This is a genomic window from Pantoea sp. WEP (genome assembly GCF_041678305.1).
GTDB classification, from domain to species: domain Bacteria; phylum Pseudomonadota; class Gammaproteobacteria; order Enterobacterales; family Enterobacteriaceae; genus Pantoea; species Pantoea dispersa.
In genome coordinates, this window is the sequence record NZ_JBGNXB010000001.1 from 3,485,124 (window position 1) to 3,508,008 (window position 22,885).

Here is a 22,885-nt window from a genome sequence, read left to right on the forward strand (position 1 = left end):
ATCGACCAGCAATTACTCGATGGTGCGTTTAACTTCAATCACTTCGAACACTTCGATCATATCGCCAACGCGAACGTCGTTGTAGTTCTTCACGCCGATACCACACTCCATGCCGTTACGCACTTCGTTGACGTCATCTTTGAAGCGACGCAGAGATTCCAGCTCGCCTTCATAGATAACCACGTTGTCGCGCAGTACGCGGATCGGGTTGTGACGTTTGATGTTGCCTTCGGTGACCATACAGCCGGCAATCGCGCCAAATTTCGGTGACTTGAACACGTCACGGACTTCGGCCAGACCGATAATCTGCTGTTTGAACTCCGGTGCCAGCATGCCGCTCATGGCTGCTTTCACTTCGTCAATCAGGTTATAGATGACGGAGTAGTAGCGCAGGTCAACGTTTTCAGCGTCAATCACGCGACGCGCAGAGGCATCAGCACGCACGTTGAAGCCGAGGATGATTGCGTTGGACGCAGCGGCCAGGGTGGCGTCGGTTTCGGTAATACCGCCCACGCCAGAACCGATAATCTTCACCTTCACTTCGTCGGTGGAGAGTTTCAGCAGTGAGTCGGAGATCGCTTCCACAGAACCCTGTACGTCGGACTTCAGGACGATGTTCAGCTCGGACACTTCGCCTTCGGTCATGTTGGCAAACATGTTTTCCAGCTTGGACTTCTGCTGACGCGCCAGTTTGACTTCGCGGAATTTGCCCTGACGATACAGCGCCACTTCACGCGCTTTCTTCTCGTCACGCACCACGGTCGCTTCGTCACCCGCTGCCGGCACACCGGACAGACCGAGGATTTCCACCGGAATCGATGGACCCGCTTCCAGCACTTCGCGACCCAGTTCGTCACGCATCGCACGCACACGGCCGTATTCGAAGCCGCACAGTACGATATCGCCCTTGTTCAACGTACCTTCACGCACCAGCACGGTTGCTACCGGACCACGACCTTTGTCGAGGAACGATTCGATCACCACACCGCTCGCCATACCCTGACGAATCGCAGTCAGCTCCAGTACTTCCGCCTGCAGCAGAATCGCGTTCAGCAGGTCGTCGATGCCGGTACCGGCTTTCGCCGAGACGTTAACGAACATGTTCTCGCCGCCCCACTCTTCCGGAATGATACCGTACTGGGTCAGCTCGTTCTTCACGCGATCCGGATCGGCTTCTGGCTTGTCGATCTTGTTCACGGCCACGACCACCGGCACACCGGCCGCTTTCGCGTGCTGGATAGCTTCGACGGTTTGTGGCATCACGCCATCGTCCGCCGCCACCACCAGGATAACGATATCCGTGGCCTGCGCACCACGTGCACGCATTGCGGTAAACGCGGCGTGGCCCGGGGTGTCGAGGAAGGTGATCATGCCGTTATCGGTTTCAACGTGATACGCACCGATGTGCTGGGTAATCCCGCCCGCTTCGCCGGAGGCGACTTTGGTGGAGCGGATGTAGTCCAGCAGCGAGGTTTTACCGTGGTCAACGTGACCCATGATGGTCACGACCGGCGCACGGCTTTCCTGCGCAGCATCGGTATCACGATCGTCCATTACCGCTTCTTCCAGCTCGTTCTCGCGGCGCAGGATCACTTTGTGACCCATCTCTTCGGCCACCAGCTGGGCGGTTTCCTGGTCGATAACCTGGTTGATGGTCGCCATGGCACCCATCTTCATCATCGCTTTAATAACCAGCGAGCCTTTCACCGCCATTTTGTTGGCCAGTTCGGCAACGGTGATGGTTTCGCCAATGATGACGTCACGGTTCACCGCCTGAGCAGGTTTGTTGAAGCCCTGCTGCAGCGTGCTTGGTTTACGATGTTTGCCACCTTTACCGCCGCGTACCTGAGCACGCGCTTCTTCACGGTCAGTTTTGGCTTCAGAGTGCTTGTTGCCTTTTTTGGCCGGACGCGCTGCCTTGGTGGTGCGGGTGCGACCACGACCGCCTTCGACTTCGCGATCGTTTTCGTCTTCTGCCTGACGGGCATGAGTTGAAGTGGTGACGTGATAGTCGCCCTTATCTTCTTCCTCTGGTTTTTCCCATTCAGCGGCTTTCTCTTCGGCCAGACGACGGGCTTCTTCCGCCGCGCGGCGCGCATTCTCTTCCAGCTTACGGCGCGCTTCTTCTTCCGCTTTACGCTTCAGTTCGGCGGCTTCAGCTTCACGACGGGCTTTGTCAGATTGCGCAGCCTTGGTCATTTCGTCGGTAGGTTGATTAGTCACTTTCTCATTTTCCGCTGCTTCACGCTTAGCCTTGTCAGCGGCTTCGCGCTTGGCTTTCTCTTCGGCTTCACGTTGCGCTTTTTGTTCAGCTTCGCGACGGGCTTGTTCTTCAGCCTCGCGACGCGCCTGCTCTTCCGCTTCACGCTGCGCCTCGGCTTCTGCTTCCGCCTGAGCTTGCTCAGCGTCGGCATCACCTTTCACGTATGTGCGCTTTTTGCGGACTTCGATTTGCACCGACTTACTTTTACCCCCGGTGCCTGGAATATTCAAGGTGCTGCGCGTTTTGCGCTGCAACGTCAGTTTGCCTGAACCGGTCTGACCGTGCTCACGATTCAGGTGGGACAGTAAGGTCTCTTTCTCTTGCTGGGATACGGCGTCGTTTTCAGACTTACGGATCCCTGCATCAGCAAATTGCTGTACCAGGCGATCGACCGGAGTCTGAATTTCGGCGGCCAGCGATTTTACGGTTACATCTGTCATGCTGTTCCTTCCTGTTATTACGCGTCATCGCCGAACCAGCAGATATTACGTGCAGCCATAATCAGCGCACCGGCTTTCTCATCATCCAGCCCTTCAATATCTGTCAGATCGTCAACACCTTGCTCAGCGAGATCTTCCAGCGTGCAAACGCCTTTTGACGCCAGGCGATACGCCAGCGCACGATCCAGGCCTTCAAGATTCAGCAGGTCCTCAGCAGGTTCCTGATTACCAAGGCTCTCTTCTTTCGCTAATGCCAGGGTGGTTAACGCATTTTTTGCTCGTTCACGCAGGGCTTCAATGGTCTCTTCGTCGAGGCCGTCGATTTCCAGCAGCTCGTTGATTGGCACGTAAGCCAATTCTTCCAGCGAAGAGAAGCCCTCTTCCACCAGAACGGTGGCGAACTCTTCGTCGATGTCGAGATGTTTAGTGAACATATCGATCGCTGCATGGGCTTCGGCCTGATGCTTCGCCTGCAGATCATCGACGGTCATCACGTTCAGCTCCCAGCCGCTCAGCTGGGATGCCAGACGCACGTTTTGGCCATTACGGCCAATCGCCTGAGCCAGATTGCCGGCTTCAACAGCGATATCCATGGTGTGATTGTCTTCATCCACCACAATTGACGCCACATCGGCAGGTGCCATGGCGTTAATCACGAACTGTGCCGGGTTGTCGTCCCACAGCACGATATCAATACGCTCGCCGCCCAGCTCGCTGGACACCGCCTGCACGCGCGCACCGCGCATACCGACGCAGGCACCGACCGGATCGATACGTTTGTCGTTTGTTTTTACCGCAATTTTGGCGCGTGAACCCGGATCGCGCGCTGCCGCTTTGATCTCGATAACTTCTTCGCCAATCTCCGGCACTTCAATGCGGAACAGTTCGATCAGCATCTCCGGTTTGGAGCGGGTAACGAACAGTTGCGCACCACGCGCTTCCGGACGCACGGCATACAGCACGCCGCGAATACGGTCACCCGGGCGGAAGTTTTCACGCGGCAGCATGTCTTCACGCACAATCACCGCTTCGGCGTTGTTGCCGAGATCCAGTGAAATGTTGTCGCGATTCACTTTCTTCACCACGCCGGTGATGATTTCGCCTTCCTGCTCGCGGAACTGATCGACCACCATCGCGCGCTCGGCTTCACGCACTTTCTGGACGATAACCTGTTTCGCGGTCTGCGTGGTGATACGGTCGAAGGTGACAGATTCGATCTGATCTTCAACATAATCGCCCAGATTGAAGGCTTCATCTTCAAAGCGTGCTGCTTCCAGCGTGATCTCGCGCGTTGGCTGCGTGACTTCTTCTACAACCACCCAGCGACGGAAGGTGTCGAAATCGCCGCTGCGACGGTCAATGCTGACGCGCACGTCGATTTCCTGCTCATACTTCTTCTTGGTCGCAGTGGCCAAAGCGCTCTCCAGCGCTTCGAAGATTTTCTCACGCGGCAGGGCTTTTTCGTTAGAAACGGCTTCTACTACAGCTAAGATCTCTTTGTTCATCCTGGTTAGCCTCAATCCGGACTTTTAAAAGTGGGGGACCAGGTTCGCTTTCTGAATGTTGCTCAGCGCGAACACTTCATCGTTACCCTCAACGGTTACCGTGATCATCTCGCCTTCGACAGACTTGATGATGCCCTGCCATTTACGGCGGTTCTGCACGGCCATACGCAGTACCAGGCTCACCTCTTCGCCAGCGAAACGCGCATAGTGCTCCGCGGTGAACAGAGGGCGATCGAGACCCGGTGAGGAAACTTCAAGGTTGTAAGCCACCGTAATAGGATCTTCCACATCCATTACAGCGCTGACCTGGTGGCTAACATCGGCGCAATCATCAACATTGATACCCTCTTCACTATCAATATAGATGCGCAAGGTTGATGTGCGACCACGAATGAACTCGATACCGACCAATTCGTAGCCAAGCGCTTCTACCGGAGCAGAGATCAACTCTGTCAACTTTTGCTCTAATGTGGACAAGCCCACCCCCAAGACATAAAAAAAGGGCCTAAAGCCCAGTGTTACGATTTCCTGATAACAAAAAACCCCGAAAATTCGGGGCTTTTTGTGACTGGACCCTGTATGCCGCGATGCGGCTTCGGCACACCATCCAGCAGAATTTTTTTCAAAACTGACTGCGGATGCGTCCGTCGATGCATACAGTATATTTGAAAAAGAACTCTAAGGGAAAGTGGTTGCGGGGGCCGGATTTGAACCGACGACCTTCGGGTTATGAGCCCGACGAGCTACCAGGCTGCTCCACCCCGCGTCCGAAAACGTGGCGAATATTACGCCGATCTTGCGAAAAATGCAAGTTATACTGAGATTTGGTACCGAGGACGGGACTTGAACCCGTAAGCCCAATCGGGCACTACCACCTCAAGGTAGCGTGTCTACCAATTCCACCACCTCGGCACTTCACTGACTGCGACGATACGATGTCGCTTTAGCGCTGACGAACTTACTGCGGGATATCATTGCCCGGCGTGGCCGGTTTAGCTGGCTGAGTCTGCTGTTGAGACTGAGCCGGCGCGCTGAGGTTTTCCCACTCGCTTCCTTTGGAAGTCTTGTTACTGTTCAGATTGCCCAGAATCAGACTGATAATGAAGAACAGCGTAGCCAGTACCGCGGTCATGCGAGTCATAAAGTTACCAGACCCGGTTGAACCGAACAGCGTACCAGAAGCGCCTGCACCGAATGAGGCTCCCATATCAGCGCCTTTGCCTTGCTGCAGCATGATCAGACCAACGAGGCCAATCGCTACAATAAGGAAAACAACCAACAGAGCTTCGTACATAATCAACCTGTTTCCTTGCGCGTTATCCGCACAGTTAAAGCTTCAACCAATATTGACGGGGAGTCTCGTCATCACCCATCAGAAGCGGGTGTGAATACTAACCAAAGGCGCATACCTCTGCAAGCGCAATTTACACGAAGTTTTGCGATTGCGGAAAAAAGCGCCATCCCGGTGATTTTACAGGCGGAAAGCAGCAAACTGACCGCCCGTAACGCGGTTAAACCGCTTTTACCGCATCGGCAATTTTGTGCGCCAGCTCGGTCACCTGCGCCTCATCCTCGCCTTCCACCATCACGCGAATCAGCGGCTCGGTGCCGGATTTACGCAACAGCACGCGCCCGCGCCCGGCCAGCGTTTTTTCCACCTCTGCGGCAGCCGCTTTGACGCTGTCGCTCTCCAGCGGATCGTGGCTGCCGCTGAAACGCACATTCACCAGCACTTGTGGCAGCATCTTCATGCCGCTGCACAGATCGTGCAGACTCATGTGGTTACGCACAATCGCAGTAAGTACTTGCAAACTTGCTACGATGCCGTCACCGGTGCTGATTTTATCCAGCAGAATCACGTGGCCGGATTCTCCGCGCCCATGCGCCAGCCCTTCTCCTGCATTTTTTCCAGCACATAGCGGTCGCCCACTTTGGCGCGGGTAAACGGAATCCCCAGCTGTTTCAGCGCCAGCTCCAGCCCCATGTTGCTCATCAGCGTGCCGACCACGCCGCCACGCAGCTGGCCCTGACGCAGCGCTTCACGCGCAATGATGTAGAGAATCTGGTCGCCATCCACCTTCTGTCCAAGGTGATCCACCATCATGATGCGGTCGCCGTCGCCGTCATAGGCCAGGCCGAGATCGGCTTTTTCATCCAGCACGCGCTGCTGCAGCTGACGCAAATCGGTAGCGCCGCACTCTTTGTTGATGTTCATGCCGTCCGGCTGCACGCCAATCGCAATTACCTTCGCACCCAGTTCACGCAGCACATTCGGCGCAATGTGATAGGTCGCGCCGTTGGCACAGTCCACCACGATCTTCAGCCCGTTCAGGCTTAGCTCGCTGGGAAAAGTGCCTTTGCAGAACTCGATGTAGCGCCCGGCGGCATCGACGATGCGGCTGGCACGGCCCAGCTCAGCGGACTCGACGCAGGTCAGCGGCTTCTCCAGCTCCAGCTCAATGGCGGCTTCAACATCGTCCGGCAGTTTGGTGCCTTCGGCAGAGAAAAATTTGATGCCGTTGTCGTCAAACGGGTTGTGCGACGCGGAGATCACGATGCCCGCCTCGGCGCGGAAGGTGCGCGTCAGGTAGGCAATGGCCGGCGTGGGCATCGGGCCGGTGAATGCCGCAGACAGCCCGGCAGCCGCCAGACCGGCTTCCAGCGCCGATTCCAGCATGTAGCCGGAAATACGGGTATCTTTACCAATCAATACCTTGCGCGAGCCGGAACGGGCCAGCACTTTGCCGGCAGCAAAACCCAGCTTCAACACAAAGTCCGGGGTAATGGGCGCTTCACCCACTTTGCCGCGAATCCCATCTGTACCGAAATATTTACGATCGCTCATGCCTTTATCCTTTTGCTCTCCGTGTCGCCTCGACGATGCGCATCGCTTCGACAGTTTCTTTAACGTCATGCACGCGAATAATCTGCGCGCCCTGCATGGCGGCGATCACCGCACAGCTCAGGCTGCCGGTCAGGCGCTGTGCCGGGCCGACGTTTAACAGCTGGCCAATCATCGACTTACGCGACATGCCCACCAGCAGCGGCAGGCCGTGATGGTGAAAATCACTGAGATGCGCCAGCAGCTCATAATTGTGGCTGAGATTCTTACCGAAACCGAAGCCCGGGTCGAGCAGCAGACGCTCTTTTTTAATGCCGGCCGCTTCACAGCGGGCAATCTGCGCGGCGAAGTAAGCGTCCACTTCGCTTACGATGTGCTGATATTCCGGTGCCTGCTGCATGGTGCGCGGTTCGCCCTGCATGTGCATCAGGCATACCGGCAGACCGCTATCTGCGGCGGCCTGTAACGCACCCGGCTCGGACAGCGAGCGGATATCGTTAATGATGTGAGCGCCCACCCGCGCGGCTTCACTGATCACTTCTGCTTTTGAGGTATCAACTGAAATCCACACTTCAAAGCGCTGCGCAATGGCTTCCACCACCGGAATCACCCGCGCCAGTTCCTCTTCCACCGAGACTTCATCGGCACCGGGACGGGTTGATTCGCCGCCCACATCGATAATCGTAGCACCGGCATTCACCATCTCGTTGGTGTGCGTGAGCGCGTCGACCAGCGTGTTGTGCGTTCCGCCATCAGAAAAGGAGTCCGGCGTGACATTTAAAATTCCCATCACATGGGGAAACGACAGATCGAGATGGGTATCACGGGCGTACAACTTCATGGCGAAAATCTCCCTGAGGAATCACTGGATTGTGGAATGTAAAAAACCCCGGACCAGCCGGGGTTTTTGCTTAGGAACAGGCCTGTTACTTGTCGAACTGTTCTGACATGGTGTTGCCTGGGTTTGGCGTACGCGGTTCATCAACCGGACGTGGCGCCTTTGGCGTACCGTTGCTGTCAGAGTTGTTGCTGCCTGGATCTTCCCAGCCTGCTGGCGGACGCACTTCGCGGCGCGCCATCAGGTCGTCGATCTGCGGTGCGTCGATGGTTTCATACTTCATCAGCGCGTCTTTCATCGCGTGAAGGATGTCCATGTTCTCACCCAGAATACGGCGTGCACGCTGGTAGTTGCTGTCAATCAGGTGCTTAACTTCCTGGTCGATGATGCGTGCCGTTTCGTCCGACATGTGTTTGGCTTTCGCCACTGAACGGCCGAGGAACACTTCACCGTCCTCTTCCGCATACAGCAGCGGACCGAGTTTTTCCGAGAAGCCCCACTGCGTCACCATGTTGCGCGCCAGGTTGGTCGCCACTTTGATGTCGTTTGAAGCACCGGTAGAAACGTGTTCCGCCCCGTAGATGATCTCTTCTGCCAGACGACCGCCGTACAGCGTTGAAATCTGGCTCTCCAGCTTCTGACGGCTGGCGCTGATCGCGTCGCCTTCAGGCAGGAAGAAGGTCACACCCAGCGCACGGCCGCGCGGGATAATCGTCACTTTATGCACCGGATCGTGTTCCGGCACCAGGCGACCAATAATCGCATGGCCCGCTTCGTGATACGCGGTGGATTCTTTCTGCGCTTCCGTCATCACCATGGAGCGACGTTCCGCACCCATCATGATTTTGTCTTTCGCTTTCTCGAACTCGACCATCGACACCACGCGCTTGTTGCCACGCGCAGCGAACAGCGCCGCTTCGTTGACCAGGTTCGCCAGATCCGCACCGGAGAAGCCCGGCGTACCACGTGCGATAATCGCGGCATCAATGTCGGTTGCCAGCGGCACGCGACGCATATGCACTTTCAGAATCTGTTCACGGCCGCGCACGTCTGGCAGACCTACCACCACCTGGCGGTCAAAACGGCCTGGACGCAGCAGCGCCGGGTCCAGTACGTCCGGACGGTTAGTCGCGGCGATAACGATGATGCCTTCATTGCCTTCGAAGCCATCCATCTCAACCAGCATCTGGTTCAGCGTCTGCTCACGTTCGTCGTGACCACCGCCTAAACCGGCGCCACGCTGACGACCCACCGCATCGATCTCATCGATAAAGATGATGCACGGTGCCGCTTTCTTCGCCTGCTCGAACATGTCGCGCACACGTGATGCACCGACACCGACGAACATTTCTACGAAGTCAGAACCGGAAATCGTGAAGAACGGTACTTTCGCTTCGCCGGCAATCGCTTTCGCCAGCAGCGTTTTACCGGTACCCGGAGGGCCCACCATCAGCACGCCTTTCGGGATTTTACCGCCCAGCTTCTGGAAGCGGCTCGGCTCACGCAGGTATTCCACCAGCTCACCCACCTCTTCTTTTGCTTCGTCGCAACCCGCAACGTCAGCAAAGGTGGTTTTGATCTGGTCTTCGGTCAGCATACGGGCTTTGCTCTTGCCGAAGGACATCGCGCCCTTGCCGCCGCCGCCCTGCATCTGCCGCATAAAGAAGATCCACACGCCAATCAGTAGCAGCATCGGGAACCAGGAGATGAAGATGGAAGCCAGCAGGCTCGGCTCTTCCGGTGGTTCACCCACAACTTTGACGTTTTTGGTCAACAGGTTATCGAGTAACTTGGGATCGTTGACAGGAATGTAGGTCGTGTATTTATTACTGTCTTTTTTGGTTACGTTGATCTCACGCCCGTTAATACGTGCCTCGCGGACCTGATCCTGGTTCACTTCCGACAGGAAGGTTGAATAATCAACCCTACGGCCATTCGACTCGCTGGGCCCAAAGCTCTGGAATACTGACATCAGCACGACCGCGATGACTAACCAGAGAATCAGGTTTTTCGCCATGTCACTCAAGGGATTAACCTCATATTACAACGGTGTTAACAGACAGCGTAGGGTACTATATATCCTTCATACCTGGAATCGCGGCGCTGATGATTTTGCCTGTTTAGCCTGAAACTCAGAATTACGCATCAGAATAAACGCCGTTTCGCCTTGCTTTGATTCCGGTATGGAGGGCTACAGTTTGCGCCCTGTCGCCACAATGTACACTTCGCGCGAACGTGATCGCGAAGCGTCCGGCTTACGAATTTTCACTTTCGTAAACAGGGAGCGAATTTCCCGCAGGTATTCATCGAAGCCATCTCCCTGAAACACTTTCACTACAAAACTGCCGCCAGGTGCCAGTACATCCCGACACATTTCTAACGCCAGTTCAACTAAATACATGGAACGCGGGATATCGACTGCAGGCGTACCGCTCATGTTCGGCGCCATGTCCGACATCACCACCTGCACTTTCTGGTCGCCCACGCGCTCCAGTAACGCTTTCAACACCGCTTCGTCGCGAAAATCGCCCTGCAGGAAGTCAACGCCGACGATGGGATCCATCGGCAGCAGATCGCAGGCAATAATACGGCCACCCGAACCAATCTGTTGTACCACATATTGCGACCAGCCGCCGGGCGCTGCGCCCAGGTCAACCACGGTCATACCGGGTTTGAACAGCTTGTCACCCTGCTGAATTTCATCCAGTTTAAACCAGGCGCGCGAGCGCAACCCTTTTTTCTGTGCCTGTTGCACATATTTATCGCTAAAGTGTTCCTGAAGCCAGCGACTGGAACTGGCCGAACGCTTTTTACCCGTCATAATATTTCCAGTTAAATCGTCATCGTAGCGATAAATCAGCACGCAATGGGTCGCGTTGATTTGGCGATATACCCGAGATGGCGGTAGAATGAACCGTTTTCAATCCCTGAGTAAGCAAAAAATACGATGAATCTGAGTACCAAACAAAAACAGCACCTGAAAGGCCTTGCCCATCCACTGAAGCCAGTGGTCATGCTGGGCGGCAATGGCCTGACTGAAGGCGTGCTCGCCGAGATCGAACAGGCGCTCGAACATCACGAATTGATCAAGGTAAAAATTGCCTCGGAAGATCGTGAAACCAAGCAGCTGATCGTGGACGCTATCGTGCGTGAAACTAAGGCAAACAACGTTCAGGTCATCGGCAACGTGCTGGTGCTGTATCGCCCTGCCAAAGAGCGCAAAATTACTCTGCCACGTTAAGCGTACCGTTACGGCTCGTCCGACGGGCACAGAAAGTGCCATGCTCCTGCATGGGATAAAAGGCCGCAGCGCGGCCTTTTTCCTTTCTTTACAATATGCAGCTGCGCATTTCAAAGCGTAGCAATATCTTAGATGTATTCCACTTTCAGCACTTCATATTCCACATCGCCGCCTGGGGTTTTGACAATAGCCACGTCATCGGCCTCTTTGCCCACCAGACCGCGCGCCATCGGCGAATTCACGGAAATCAGGTTCTGTTTAAAGTCCGCTTCGTCGTCACCGACAATCCGGTAAGTAAACTCTTCATCGGTATCGACATTCAGCACGGTGACGGTGGCGCCAAAAATCACGCGGCCGGTTTTCGGCATGGCGGTCACGTCAATCACCTGTGCATTGGAGAGCTTGGCTTCGATCTCCTGAATACGCCCTTCGCAGAACCCCTGTTCTTCGCGCGCGGCGTGGTATTCGGCATTCTCTTTCAGATCGCCGTGCTCACGGGCTTCGGCGATAGAGGCGATGATGCGCGGACGCTTAACGGTTTTCAGTTCGTTCAGCTCTTCACGCAGCTTCTCAGCGCCTTTCAACGTCATCGGAATCTGATTCATTTTGGCTCCTCGTCATCTATCCTGGTTAACGGCGTCATCCTGACCGGTGACAGCAGAAGATCGGCTTCTGCGGCGCGTAACCTCTTTTCACAAGCAAAAGAATCCTGACCCGGAAAGCTTTCCGGGTCAGGTATCGGTTTTGCATTTTGATACGTATTTTACCCCAGAGTTCCCTGTGGGTCATTGTTTACTTTGCACCGTCCGGGGACATAGTATTGACGCCTTCACCCGTCAGTTACCGCGAGATTATGCGATTTTCACGACTTGTTACCGGATTAACCTGTGCGTTTATGCTGCAGGCACAAGCAGCACCCGTTGAAGAATACATGCAGTATTTGCCAGACGGCGCAAACCTGGCGCTGATGGTACAAAAAGTGGGCGCATCCACCCCGATAATCGACTATCACGGCAAACAGATGGCGTTGCCGGCCAGTACCATGAAAGTGATCACCGCGCTGGCGGCACTGCTGGAGCTGGGCCCGGACTTCCGTTTTCAGACCACTCTGGAGACCAAAGGCGCAGTCAGCGATGGCACCTTAAATGGCGACCTGGTAGCGCGCTTTGCCGGCGATCCGACGCTCAGCCGCCAGGATCTGCGCAATATGGTGGCGGCGCTGAAAAAGCAGGGCATCAACCATATCAAAGGCAATCTGGTGATCGACACCTCGGTGTTCGCCAGTCACGATATGGCGCCAGGCTGGCCGTGGAACGATCTGACACAGTGTTTCAGCGCCCCGCCTGGTGCGGCGATTGTTGATAAAAACTGCTTCTCGGTTTCGCTCTACAGTGCCAATACGCCCGGCGAAAACGCTTTTGTGCGCATCGCCTCTTATTATCCGGCGCACATGTTCAGCCAGGTGCGCACGATCGGACGCAACAGCGGTGACGGGCAGTATTGCGAGCTCGACGTGGTGCCCGGCGAGCTTAATCGCTACACGCTGACCGGCTGTATGCGCCAGCGTGCGGAACCACTGCCCCTGGCGTTTGCCGTGCAGGATGGCGCCGCGTGGGCCGGCGAGATCCTTAAAGCGCAGCTGCGCGACGCCGATATTGATTACAGCGGCCATTTAGTGCGCCAGACGCAGGTGACGTCACCGGGCACGGTGCTGGCCTCGACGCAGTCCGCACCGCTGCACAACCTGCTGCACACCATGCTGAAAAAGTCAGACAACATGATCGCCGATACCGTGTTCCGCACCATCGGCCATCACTACTTTAACGTGCCGGGCACCTTCCGCGCCGGTTCGGATGCGGTCAGGCGTGTGCTGCGCGAAAAAGCCGGCGTTGACCTCGGCAACAGTATTCAGGTGGATGGCTCCGGCCTGTCGCGTCACGACCTGATCGCGCCGGATACCATGATGCAGGTGCTGCAGTTCATCGCCAAAAATGACGCCACGCTGAATTATATTTCGATGCTGCCGCTGGCAGGTTATGACGGCACGCTGCAGTATCGCGGCGGTCTGCACGAAGCGGGGCTGGATGGCAAAGTGTCGGCAAAAACCGGTTCGCTGCAGGGCGTCTATAATCTGGCTGGGTTCATCACCACGTCGAGCGGTGCGCGCGTGGCCTTTGTCCAGTTCCTCTCTGGCTATGCGGTACCGCCGGAAGACCAGAAAACGCGGCGGATTCCGCTGGTGCGCTTTGAGAGCCGGCTCTATACCGACATTAACAAGAACAACTAATGAAACTGTTGATCGTTGAAGATGATGCGTTGTTACAATCGGGCCTGGCGCAGGCGCTGAGCAGCGAGGGCTACGCCGTGGATTGCGCTGGCAGCGCGGCGGAAAGCAACGCCCTGCTGCGCAGTAGCCAGTACAGCCTGATCGTGCTGGATCTCGGTCTGCCGGATCGCGATGGCGCCACGCTGCTGCGCCAGTGGCGGCGAGACGGCATCGCGGTGCCGGTGCTGATCCTGACCGCGCGCGATGCGCTGGAGGATCGCGTCGACGGGCTGGACGCCGGTGCCGATGATTACCTGGTCAAGCCGTTTGCGCTGGCAGAACTGCAGGCGCGGGTGCGCGCGCTGATCCGCCGCTATCAGGGGCACAGCGACAACCTGCTGCAGCAGGGCGATCTGACGCTCAATCTCAGCTCGCAGCAGGTGCTGCTGGAGAATCTGCCGCTGGAGATCACCCCCAAAGAGTTCGCCCTGCTCACTCGCCTGCTGATGCGCGTGGGGCAAAATGTGCATCGCGAAACGCTGCAGCAGGATCTCTACAGCTGGAACGACGATCCCGGCTCCAACACTTTAGAAGTCCACATTCATAATCTGCGCCGCAAGCTGGGGAAAGATCGCATCAAAACCGTGCGCGGCGTTGGCTACCGGCTGGAACTGCGCGAATGAACAGCATGCGTCAGCGGTTACTGATCATGCTGGCGCTGATTCTCCTCACCTGCCAGGTGATGAGCGCCATCTGGCTGTGGCATGAAAGCCGCGAACAGATCAGTTTCCTCGTCAATGAAACCCTGTCGGCCCAGGCGCGTAACGATCGCGTGGAGAATGAGATCCGTGAGGCCATCGCTTCGCTGTTGCTGCCTTCGCTGGTGATGGTAAGCCTGACACTGCTGCTGTCGTTCTGGGCCATCAACTGGATTATCCGTCCGCTCAAATCACTACAGGACAGCCTTGCCCACCGCTCTGCCGACAACCTGACGCCGCTGCCGATTTACTCCGAGATGGATGAGATCGTTGCGGTCACCTCCTCCATCAATCAACTGTTTTCCCGTCTCGACCACACGCTGCAGCAGGAGCGATTATTCACCGCCGACGCCGCGCACGAGCTGCGTACGCCGCTGGCCGGGCTGCGCCTGCATCTCGAGCTTCTGCATCAGCAGCAGGTGCCGCAAAGCGCCATGCTGATTGAGCGTATCGACCAGTTGATGCACACCGTCGAACAGCTGCTGATGCTGTCGCGCGCCGGTCAGGCGCTGGCGGGCGGCCACTATCAGCAGCTGCAGTGGCAGCGTGACATCATGCAGCCGCTGATGCCGGAGATGGCTGAACTGTATGCCCAGCGTCAGCAGACGCTGCACTGGCCAGACGGCGACGATGTGCCGCAGCAGGGTGAAGCGGTGCTGCTGCGCCTGATGCTGCGCAATTTGCTGGAGAACGCATCGCGCTACAGTCCGGAAGGCAGCAGCGTGCAGGTGAAGCTGCGTCAGGTGCAACAGCAGGTCTGGGTTGAAGTGTGGGATCAGGGGCCGGGTATTGATGCCGATGCGGCAGAAGAGCTGACGCAGGCGTTCCGGCGGCGCGATCAACGCTATGGCGGCAGCGGCCTGGGCCTGAACATTGTGCTGCGTATTGTGCAGATGCATCGCGGCAGGCTGGAACTGGTCAACCGCGAAGACAGCAGCGGACTGGTCGCCCGCTGCTGTTTGCCAACGCAACTGATTGGCTGAGCGCCATCAGAAGTGGGTGTTGAGGCTCATATAGTAAGTACGGCCTGATTCGTTATAGGTATTGGCACCGGCACCGTAGAGATAAGCGCCGGTGGTAGCGTTACCGGTGGTTTGCGCATTGCCCTCACGGAAGTGGCGCTTATCGAACAGGTTATCGATGCCCAGCGTCACGCTGGCGTACTTATTGATATCGTAAGTACCGCTCAGGCCGACAATCGAGTACGGGCTCACTTTGTCGGTGGCGCTGCCGGTCACCGGCTGTCCTTTGTAGTCGTACTTCTTCGGCGTCTGGGTGCCGTACCACGTCAGGGTGGTTTGCAGCGACAGATCCTGCGTTGCCTGCCAGCTCAGCGTCGAGTTCAGCGTATACTCCGGAATGATCGACAGACGATCGCCGGTCTCCTTGTTCTTGCTCTGCAGCATGTAGGTGAAGTTGTTATTCCACATCACGCTGTCAGAGAAAGGAACATTGACCGTGCCTTCCAGCCCTTCCACCACCGCTTTCGGCACGTTCTCCCAGCGATAGATATCCGTGGTGCCGTTAGAGGCTTTACCTGAAGGCGCATAGCCGGCTTCAATCTTGTTGCGGTAGTCGTTACGGAACCAGGTCAGACCGGCCTGATAACCTTCATGCTTCCACTCCAGCCCAACTTCTTTATTGATGCTGTTTTCCGCTTTCAGATTCGGATTACCCTGCAGATAGCAGGCACCGGTGCTGGCGGCGCAGCCCTGGCCGTTGCTGTACAGCAGGTAGTTCGGGTTCGTCTGGTACAGACTCGGCGCTTTGTAGGCCCGGCCAATCCCCATCTTCAGCGTGAAGTCATCGCCCAGCCCCTGTGACAGGTTAAGCGACGGGCTCCAGTTGTTGCCAACGATGGAGTGATGATCGAAGCGCAGCGCCGGCGTCAGCATGGTGCTGTCGGTCAGCTCCATGTTGTCTTCGGCAAACAGGGAGAAAATCTCCGCCTGGGCATAAGGACTGCGGCCGGTGCTGGCGATGTCTGGCACGGCACCGTTGCTGGCGGCCTGGGTGGTCGACGAAGGATCTTTCATGCGCTGCTGGTTCCACTCGGTGCCCAGCGTCGCGGTCTGATTGACGCCCAGCTCAAACGGCAGGCTGATTTCACTGTGCAGCAGCACATCGTCCAGCTGGATGGTATTGAACCCGCTGTTGGAGAAGATCCCTTCCGTGCCGCCCGCCAGACCTTCATTAATGCGCGTATTGCGGGTTTTCTCGTAGCGCGCCCAGCTGCTGGTGCTGATGCCGTTGTCCCACGCGCCGGTCCATTTCAGTGAAATATTCTGGCGATACAGACGGTTGGTTTCGTCGCCGTACAGGCTCTTCACCAGCGCGTTAGTGTTGGTGTTCTGCGTATCGCCCGCGTACAGGTTGCCCTGACGACTGTAACCGGCCTGCAGCTCCAGCGTCTGCATGGGGGCAAACGCCCAGCTCAGCAACGCATTGATGTCTTTGTTTACCGAGCCTTCGCGGCCTGCCGGGTAACTGCCGGCATAGCTGCCGGTGCGCGCTGCCGCGTGCCCTTCATTGATGTCGTACGCGTCGGCCTGGGTTTTGGCTAAGCCGCCATACAGCCGGAAGTTGAAGTCGTCGCCCAGCGGCCCTTCAAGGCTGAAGTTGGTGCGTTTGGTCGCCCCTTCCGATTTGTGTTCCGGCGCGTTGAAGTAGGTATTCCACGAACCGTGCCACTGCTGATCGCTGTACTTTTTGGTGATGATGTTCACCACACCGCCCGCCGCGCCGTTACCGTAGCGCACCGCGGCCGGCCCGCGAATCACGTCGATGTGATCAATCATCTCCGGCGGCACCCAGTTGGTATCGCCGCGCGTATCACGCTCACCGCGCCAGCCAAGACGCACCGAGTTACGGCTGGTGATCGGCATGCCGTCCACCATGATCAGGGTATTTTCCGGCCCCATGCCGCGAATATCGATCTGACGGTTGTTGCCGCGCTGGCCGCTGGTCGAGTTACCGGTCAGGTTAACCCCCGGCATGGTACGGATAATTTCTGAGACATCGCGCGCCGGTGGATGCTTTTTGATCTCATCGGCGGTGATGGTGGAAACCCCCGGTGCCTGCAGCGTCTGCTGCTGGGCCGTCACCATTAAGGTGCCACCGTCCATCGCGCTGGCATCGGGAGAAGAGGCGTTGCTGGAAGTCGTCTTGCTGGAAGTCTCTGCTGCCCAGGCGCTGCCGGAGAGCAGTGAGGCGCTGAGCCCCAGTTCGATCAAAATAGCGAAGGTTAACCGCGAGTAATGCTTCATTTTTTTTCATTCCTGGAAGGCCAGTTCTGCGCCACAGCGGAGTGACTGGCGAGCCGGTGAGAAGATCCCTGTCTTTATCGCGCAGCCGTTCACACCTGGCAGGGCCATCCTTTGCTGAATCCCATGACTTACCGGGTGCCAGACGGAACGTGCGTGCTCATTTTGAGCGCAGTCACCCTATTGCAAATGCAAATAATTATCAATAGTATTATTTATCAATCCTATGTAAACCTCCCCGTACAGACGGCGACTGGCAGCCCCTATGACCTGGCGAAATGATGGAATTGGTAGCGAAGCCTGGTGGCAGGAGCAACAGACTCAGGGCATTCCGCGCATTGAGCCGCAGCAGGATGGCACCTGTCTGGTGACCTTCTTCTGGCGCGATCCGCAAGGCAGTGAAACCACCTCCCACACCCAGCGCGTGTGGATCAACATCACCGGCGTGACCGATCACCACCAGCGGCACCCGCCGCAATCGCTGATGCGCGTCGCCAGTAGCGATGTCTGGTACTGGCAAACCGTGCTGCCGTCACACTGGCGCGGCAGCTACTGCCTGATGCCGGATCGGCAGGCCAGCGATTTCAGCGGCGAGCCTGACATGCATGCGCTGCGCCACTGGTGGCGCGAAAAATTCCCTGCCGCGCAGGCCGATGCGCTCAATCCGCTGCGCAGCTGGTCCGGCGGACGCGGCATGGGCGTGTCACCGCTGCACCTGCCTGACGCGCCCGACCAGCAGGTGTGGCGTGCGGTGGATGAGGGCCGCGCCCCGGCGCTGACGCTGCAGGAGCAGCAGTGGGACAGCGCGCTGCTCGGCAATCGTCGCCGGGTGTGGCTGTACGCTACAGGCGAGGCGCAGCACGGCCCGCGTCCGCTGGCGATACTGCTCGATGGTCAGTTCTGGGCGCAGCAGATGCCGATCGCCGGCCCGCTGCAGCAGCTGACCGCCGCGGGCAAGCTGCCGCCGGCGGTCTACCTGTTTATCGACATCATCGATCGCGAACACCGCAGCCGCGAGCTGCCATGCAATCCGCAATTCTGGCAGGCGGTGCAGCAGGAGCTGTTGCCGCAGGTGGCACGCTGGATGCCGTACGATGCGCAGCCGGCGCGCACGCTGGTTGCCGGACAAAGCTTCGGCGGTTTGGCCGCGGTGTTTGCCGCGCTGCACTTTCCCCACACCTTTGGTAACGCGCTCAGCCTGTCCGGCTCCTTCTGGTGGCCGGAGCGCGGTAACCCGCATGGCTGGCTGTTGCAGGCGCTGGACCATGGCCTGGCACCTCGCCAGCCGCTGCGTTTCTGGCTGGAGGCAGGCCAGCGTGAAGGCCTGATTCTGCAAGCCAATCAACAATTACAACAACAACTTACCGCTGCCGGCTATCAGGTACATTACCAGCCGGTAGAGGGCGGCCATGACGCGCTGTGCTGGCGCGGTGGTCTGCTCGACGGTCTGCAAGCTTTGTGGCGCAATCCAAATTCATTCATCACGCCAGACGTGAACCGGAGCGACAGTAAATTCTCTGATGAACGACACTATGATTGACCAACAAACTCTGCCGCTGGTGGCGGCACAGCCTGGCATCTGGATCGCCGACCAGCTCAGCCGCCATCACAACGCTTACGCGGTCGCGCACTTTGTCGAACTGCGCGGCGACATCAACAGCGCGCTGCTGGCGCAGGCCATCGTCGACGGGATGCAGGAAGCCGATACCCTGAATATGGCGTTCGGCGAAATCGACGGCGAGCCGCTGCAGTGGCCGCAGCCGCAGACTTTCAGCCTGCCAGACATCGTTGATCTGCGCAGCGAAGCGGATGCCGCTGCCGCCGCGCGCGCCCTGATGCGTGCCGATATGCAGGGCGACCTGCGTGTGCTGAGTGGCGCACCGCTGTGGCACCATCGTCTGTTCCGCCTCGGCGAACAGCACTGGTTCTGGTATCAGCGCTATCACCATCTGGTGGTGGATGGCTTCAGCTTTACCGCGCTGACGCGCCGCATCGCCAATCTGTACAGCGCCGCCGTACAGCACCAGCCGCCTGAGCCGACACCGTTTATTCCGTTCAGCGCCGTGGTTGACGAGTATCAGCGCTATCAGCAATCGGCGTCTTACACCCGTGACGGCGAATTCTGGCGCGAAAAAGGCCGCGCCCTGCCCGCGCCCGCCTCGCTGTCGCCGCTGCCGCTGGCCGGTCAGAGCGCCAGCACCGATCTGCTACGCCACAGCGTTACGCTGGATCGTCACCGCTTCCAGACGCTGACCAGCCAGCATCTACAGCACAGCGCCGCCGATCTGGCCTTTGCGCTGGTGGCGCTGTGGCTGGCTCGTCTCAGCGGACAAAATGATTTTGCTGCCGGCTTCATCTTCATGCGTCGCATCGGCTCCGCCGCGCTGTGCGCCACCGGTCCGGTGATCAACGTGCTGCCAATGGCGGTGCATTATCAGCCGGGACAAACGCTCGGCGATCTCGCCGCTCAGCTGGCCGCGGAAGTGAAAAAAATGCGCCGTCATCAGCGTTACGATGCTGAACAGGTGCAGCGCGATCTCGGCCGCCTCGGCGATAGCGATCCGCTGTATGGCCCGGTGATCAACCTGAAGATGTTTGACTACCAGCTTGATTTCGCTGGCATTGAAGGCATTACGCATCAGCTGGCCTCCGGCCCGGTGCGCGACCTGGAAATCGCGATTTACCTCAGCGAGCACGGCGATCTGACGCTGGAGCTGCTGGCGAACGCGCAGCGCTATGCTGCCGAGACGCTGCAGCGCCATGCCAGCCGCTTTGCCCTGCTGCTCAGCCAGCTGGCCGCGCAGCCGCAGCGCGCGCTGGGCGAGCTCGATCTGCTGACGCCAGCGGAGCAGCAGCAGATTGCGGCCATCAATCAGACCGCCCATCCGCTGCCAGCGGAAACCCTGGCGTCGCTGCTGGCGCAGCAGGCGCAGCGCACCCCGGACGCACCGGCGCTGGCCGATGCGCAGCACCAGCTGAACTATCGCCAGATGCAGCAGCAGGTATTCGCGCTGGCGGCCGATCTCAGTGCGGCCGGCGTGCAGCGGGGTGATATCGTCGCCGTGGCGCTGCCGCGTTCGGTGCAGCTGTCGCTGGCACTGCAGGCGATTGTGACGCTCGGGGCCGCTTATCTGCCGCTGGATACCGGCTATCCGGACGAGCGGCTCCAGCTGATGCTGGAAGACGCCGCGCCCAAAACGCTGATTACCGCTGCCGCGCTCAGTGCCCGCTTCCGCGCCATCGCGCCGGTCAGTCAGCTGCACTTTGACACCCTGTATAATGCCGAATATGCACCGGCACCGGCCAGCGCGCCGACGCCGCAGGATGGCGCGTACATCATCTATACCTCCGGCTCTACCGGCAGGGCGAAAGGCGTGCTGGTCGGCCATCAGGCGATCGTTAATCGCCTGCTGTGGATGCAGGATCGTTATCCGCTGCAGGCGGATGATGTGGTGCTGCAGAAAACGCCGAGCAGCTTTGATGTCTCGGTATGGGAGTTCTTCTGGCCGCTGCTGGTCGGCGCGCAGCTGGTAATGGCGCCGCCGGATGCACACCGCGATCCGGAAGCCTTACAGCAACTGTTTGCCCGCTACAAAGTCACCACCACGCATTTCGTACCCTCGATGCTGGCGGCCTTTGTCGCGGCGCTCGACCACCCCGCTGCGATAGCGTGCTGCGCCAGTCTGCGCAACGTGTTCTGCAGCGGTGAAGCATTGCCCACCGATCTGTCGCGCAGCTGGGAAACATTGACCCGCGTGCCGCTGCACAATCTGTATGGGCCGACCGAAGCGGCCGTTGATGTCAGCTGGTATCCGGCGTATGGCGCGGCGCTCGCCGCCGTCGATGGCCCGAGCGTACCGATCGGCTTCCCGGTGTGGAACACCGGTCTGCGCATTCTTGATGCGCAAATGCAGCCGGTGCCGCCGGGCGTGGCCGGCGATCTCTATCTTACCGGCATTCAGCTGGCGCACGGCTATCTCAACCGGCCGGAGCTGACCGCCAGCCGCTTTATCGCCGACCCGTACGCCGCTGGCGAGCGCATGTACCTGACCGGCGACGTAGCGCGCTGGCTGGACAACGGTGCGGTGGAGTATCTCGGACGCAGCGATGACCAGCTGAAGATCCGCGGTCAGCGCATTGAGCTGAACGAAATCGATCATGCGCTGTGCGCCCAGCCCGGCATTGAGCAGGCGGTGACGCATGCGGTGGTGCTGGGCAGTGCGGCGGCACAGGGCGATGCGCGTCAGCTGGTGGGCTACGTGGTGGCGCCTCAGCCGGTGGATGGCGATGCGCTGCGTCAGGCGCTGGCACAGCAGCTACCGGCACACATGGTGCCGGTGGCCATCGTCCAGCTTGAGGCGCTGCCGCTCAGCAGCAACGGCAAACTGGATCGCAAAGCGCTGCCGCTGCCGCAGAGCACCACGCAGCGCCAGGGGCGAGCGCCACTGCCCGGTTTAGAGAGCACGCTGGCCGCAGCGTTCTGCCGCCTGCTGGCCTGCGATACGATCGGTGCGCAGGATGATTTCTTTGCGCTCGGTGGCCATTCGCTGCTGGCGATGCGCCTGGCTGCGCAGCTGCGCCGCGAGCTCCAGCTGCCGGTTTCGGTTGGGCAGATCATGATCGCCCCGACGGTGGAAAAACTGGCGGCGCTACTGAGCGATGGACAATCCCATCAGCAGGCGGGCTTTGAAGCGGTGCTGCCGCTGCGTAAAGGCAGCGGACCGACGCTATTCTGCTTCCACCCGGCGTCCGGCTTCGCCTGGCAGTTCAGCGTGCTGCAGCGTTACCTTGACCCACGCTGGTCACTGGTCGGCATTCAGTCGCCTGACACGCAGGGACCGCTGAATCAGAGCGCGCATCTCGATGAGGTCTGTGAAGCGCATTTGCGTACGCTGCGCGAGGTACAACCGCACGGGCCCTACTATTTTCTCGGCTACTCGCTGGGCGGTACGCTGGCGCAGGGCATTGCTGCCCGGCTGGAAGCGGCGGGTGAAGAGGTCGCCTTCCTTGGCCTGCTCGACACCTGGCCGCCGGAAACGCAGAACTGGGATGAGAAGCGCGGCGAGAATGTGTTGGATCCGGCGGTGCTGGAGGAGGTGAATCGCGAGCGCGAACAGTTTATCGCCGCGCAGCGCCATCAGGCCGGTGAAGAGATGCAGGCCATGTTCGATACCATCGAAGCCAACTACGCCAGCTCGGTGCGTCTGCTGGCCACGGCGCGCAGCGCACGCTTCGGCGGCCGCGCTACGCTGTTCCTCGCCGAACAGACGCAGCAGCCAGGCCAGGATGCGCGCCGCGCCTGGGCGCCCTATGTCGGTGAGCTGACGGTGTGGCCGATGGATTGTGCCCACGTCGAGATTATCTCGCCTCGCATGTTTGAGCAGATCGGGCCGCTGTTGCAGCAGTTGCTGGCGTAGCGGTTTTGCCCTCACTCTAACCCTCTCCCGGCGGGAGAGGGAACCGTATGGC

15 protein-coding genes, 2 tRNA genes and 1 pseudogene are annotated in these 22,885 nt (G+C 58.6%); 6 read left to right on the top strand and 12 right to left on the bottom strand.

The window, feature by feature from the left end; translation table 11 throughout:
* Window positions 1-12 precede the first annotated feature (12 nt).
* From infB to rlmE, 10 genes and pseudogenes are all read right to left on the bottom strand, one after another.
* A complete protein-coding gene (gene infB / locus ABVR31_RS16310) occupies window positions 13-2,703 on the bottom strand; it encodes a translation initiation factor IF-2 (RefSeq protein WP_021507702.1) in 2,691 nt (896 codons plus the stop codon).
* Between the two features lie 17 nt (window positions 2,704-2,720).
* Complete coding sequence (gene nusA, locus ABVR31_RS16315) at window positions 2,721-4,208, bottom strand: transcription termination factor NusA (RefSeq protein WP_021507703.1); 1,488 nt, start codon at window positions 4,206-4,208, stop codon at window positions 2,721-2,723.
* A gap of 24 nt (window positions 4,209-4,232) precedes the next feature.
* Window positions 4,233-4,685: a ribosome maturation factor RimP gene (gene rimP, locus ABVR31_RS16320; RefSeq protein ID WP_031279732.1), complete on the bottom strand. Its 453-nt coding sequence runs from the start codon at window positions 4,683-4,685 to the stop codon at window positions 4,233-4,235.
* Window positions 4,686-4,897: 212 nt separating this feature from the next.
* A tRNA-Met gene (locus ABVR31_RS16325) sits at window positions 4,898-4,974 on the bottom strand.
* A 59-nt stretch (window positions 4,975-5,033) separates the two neighbouring features.
* Window positions 5,034-5,120 (bottom strand) — tRNA-Leu (locus ABVR31_RS16330).
* A gap of 46 nt (window positions 5,121-5,166) precedes the next feature.
* A complete protein-coding gene (gene secG / locus ABVR31_RS16335; RefSeq protein WP_010617340.1) occupies window positions 5,167-5,502 on the bottom strand; it encodes a preprotein translocase subunit SecG in 336 nt (111 codons plus the stop codon).
* A gap of 217 nt (window positions 5,503-5,719) precedes the next feature.
* Window positions 5,720-7,053: pseudogene (glmM, locus tag ABVR31_RS16340) on the bottom strand (phosphoglucosamine mutase).
* A 4-nt stretch (window positions 7,054-7,057) separates the two neighbouring features.
* Entirely contained in the window at window positions 7,058-7,891 is an 834-nt protein-coding gene (gene folP, locus ABVR31_RS16345) for a dihydropteroate synthase (protein ID WP_058759577.1), read from the bottom strand.
* 85 nt (window positions 7,892-7,976) lie between these two features.
* A complete protein-coding gene (ftsH, locus tag ABVR31_RS16350) occupies window positions 7,977-9,905 on the bottom strand; it encodes an ATP-dependent zinc metalloprotease FtsH (RefSeq protein WP_021507707.1) in 1,929 nt (642 codons plus the stop codon).
* Between the two features lie 174 nt (window positions 9,906-10,079).
* Entirely contained in the window at window positions 10,080-10,709 is a 630-nt protein-coding gene (rlmE, locus tag ABVR31_RS16355; RefSeq protein WP_021507708.1) for a 23S rRNA (uridine(2552)-2'-O)-methyltransferase RlmE, read from the bottom strand.
* 126 nt (window positions 10,710-10,835) lie between these two features.
* On the opposite strand from rlmE, the gene yhbY reads away from it, so the two are divergent.
* Complete coding sequence (gene yhbY / locus ABVR31_RS16360) at window positions 10,836-11,129, top strand: ribosome assembly RNA-binding protein YhbY (protein WP_010617345.1); 294 nt, start codon at window positions 10,836-10,838, stop codon at window positions 11,127-11,129.
* A 128-nt stretch (window positions 11,130-11,257) separates the two neighbouring features.
* On the opposite strand, the gene greA is transcribed toward yhbY, so the two are convergent.
* Window positions 11,258-11,734, bottom strand: coding sequence for a transcription elongation factor GreA (gene greA, locus ABVR31_RS16365; protein WP_021507709.1), 477 nt, complete (start codon window positions 11,732-11,734; stop codon window positions 11,258-11,260).
* A 248-nt stretch (window positions 11,735-11,982) separates the two neighbouring features.
* On the opposite strand from greA, the gene dacB reads away from it, so the two are divergent.
* The 3 genes from dacB to pmrB are packed head-to-tail and all read left to right on the top strand — an operon-like array spanning window position 11,983 to window position 15,136.
* Window positions 11,983-13,416 (top strand): serine-type D-Ala-D-Ala carboxypeptidase, encoded by a 1,434-nt coding sequence (dacB, locus tag ABVR31_RS16370; RefSeq protein ID WP_031279733.1) that lies wholly within the window; start codon window positions 11,983-11,985, stop codon window positions 13,414-13,416.
* Window positions 13,416-14,078 (top strand): two-component system response regulator PmrA, encoded by a 663-nt coding sequence (pmrA, locus tag ABVR31_RS16375; RefSeq protein ID WP_021507711.1) that lies wholly within the window; start codon window positions 13,416-13,418, stop codon window positions 14,076-14,078. The genes dacB and pmrA overlap by 1 nt, the downstream gene beginning before the upstream one ends.
* Entirely contained in the window at window positions 14,075-15,136 is a 1,062-nt protein-coding gene (pmrB, locus tag ABVR31_RS16380; protein ID WP_021507712.1) for a two-component system sensor histidine kinase PmrB, read from the top strand. The genes pmrA and pmrB overlap by 4 nt, the downstream gene beginning before the upstream one ends.
* 6 nt (window positions 15,137-15,142) lie before the next feature.
* Here the strand turns inward: pmrB and ABVR31_RS16385 are convergent, their stop codons facing one another.
* Complete coding sequence (locus tag ABVR31_RS16385; RefSeq protein ID WP_372773486.1) at window positions 15,143-17,419, bottom strand: TonB-dependent siderophore receptor; 2,277 nt, start codon at window positions 17,417-17,419, stop codon at window positions 15,143-15,145.
* A 262-nt stretch (window positions 17,420-17,681) separates the two neighbouring features.
* Between ABVR31_RS16385 and fes the strand changes: the two genes are divergently transcribed.
* Window positions 17,682-18,956, top strand: coding sequence for an enterochelin esterase (fes, locus tag ABVR31_RS16390; RefSeq protein WP_372773488.1), 1,275 nt, complete (start codon window positions 17,682-17,684; stop codon window positions 18,954-18,956).
* On the top strand, window positions 18,949-22,833 hold the full coding sequence (locus tag ABVR31_RS16395) for an enterobactin synthase subunit F (protein WP_372773490.1): 3,885 nt from the start codon (window positions 18,949-18,951) through the stop codon (window positions 22,831-22,833). Before fes ends, ABVR31_RS16395 begins: the two co-directional genes overlap by 8 nt.
* Window positions 22,834-22,885: the final 52 nt, after the last annotated feature.

What these genes read in the sequence shown, in the direction of transcription:
- ABVR31_RS16385 (WP_372773486.1), bottom strand. Translation starts at nt 17,419, where the DNA reads ATGAAGCATTACTCGCGGTTAACCTTCGCTATTTTGATCGAACTGGGG.
- folP (WP_058759577.1), bottom strand. Translation starts at nt 7,891, where the DNA reads ATGAAGTTGTACGCCCGTGATACCCATCTCGATCTGTCGTTTCCCCAT.
- fes (WP_372773488.1), top strand. Translation starts at nt 17,682, where the DNA reads ATGACCTGGCGAAATGATGGAATTGGTAGCGAAGCCTGGTGGCAGGAG.
- nusA (WP_021507703.1), bottom strand. Translation starts at nt 4,208, where the DNA reads ATGAACAAAGAGATCTTAGCTGTAGTAGAAGCCGTTTCTAACGAAAAA.
- pmrA (WP_021507711.1), top strand. Translation starts at nt 13,416, where the DNA reads ATGAAACTGTTGATCGTTGAAGATGATGCGTTGTTACAATCGGGCCTG.
- pmrB (WP_021507712.1), top strand. Translation starts at nt 14,075, where the DNA reads ATGAACAGCATGCGTCAGCGGTTACTGATCATGCTGGCGCTGATTCTC.
- ftsH (WP_021507707.1), bottom strand. Translation starts at nt 9,905, where the DNA reads ATGGCGAAAAACCTGATTCTCTGGTTAGTCATCGCGGTCGTGCTGATG.
- infB (WP_021507702.1), bottom strand. Translation starts at nt 2,703, where the DNA reads ATGACAGATGTAACCGTAAAATCGCTGGCCGCCGAAATTCAGACTCCG.
- dacB (WP_031279733.1), top strand. Translation starts at nt 11,983, where the DNA reads ATGCGATTTTCACGACTTGTTACCGGATTAACCTGTGCGTTTATGCTG.
- ABVR31_RS16395 (WP_372773490.1), top strand. Translation starts at nt 18,949, where the DNA reads ATGATTGACCAACAAACTCTGCCGCTGGTGGCGGCACAGCCTGGCATC.
- secG (WP_010617340.1), bottom strand. Translation starts at nt 5,502, where the DNA reads ATGTACGAAGCTCTGTTGGTTGTTTTCCTTATTGTAGCGATTGGCCTC.
- rlmE (WP_021507708.1), bottom strand. Translation starts at nt 10,709, where the DNA reads ATGACGGGTAAAAAGCGTTCGGCCAGTTCCAGTCGCTGGCTTCAGGAA.
- greA (WP_021507709.1), bottom strand. Translation starts at nt 11,734, where the DNA reads ATGAATCAGATTCCGATGACGTTGAAAGGCGCTGAGAAGCTGCGTGAA.
- yhbY (WP_010617345.1), top strand. Translation starts at nt 10,836, where the DNA reads ATGAATCTGAGTACCAAACAAAAACAGCACCTGAAAGGCCTTGCCCAT.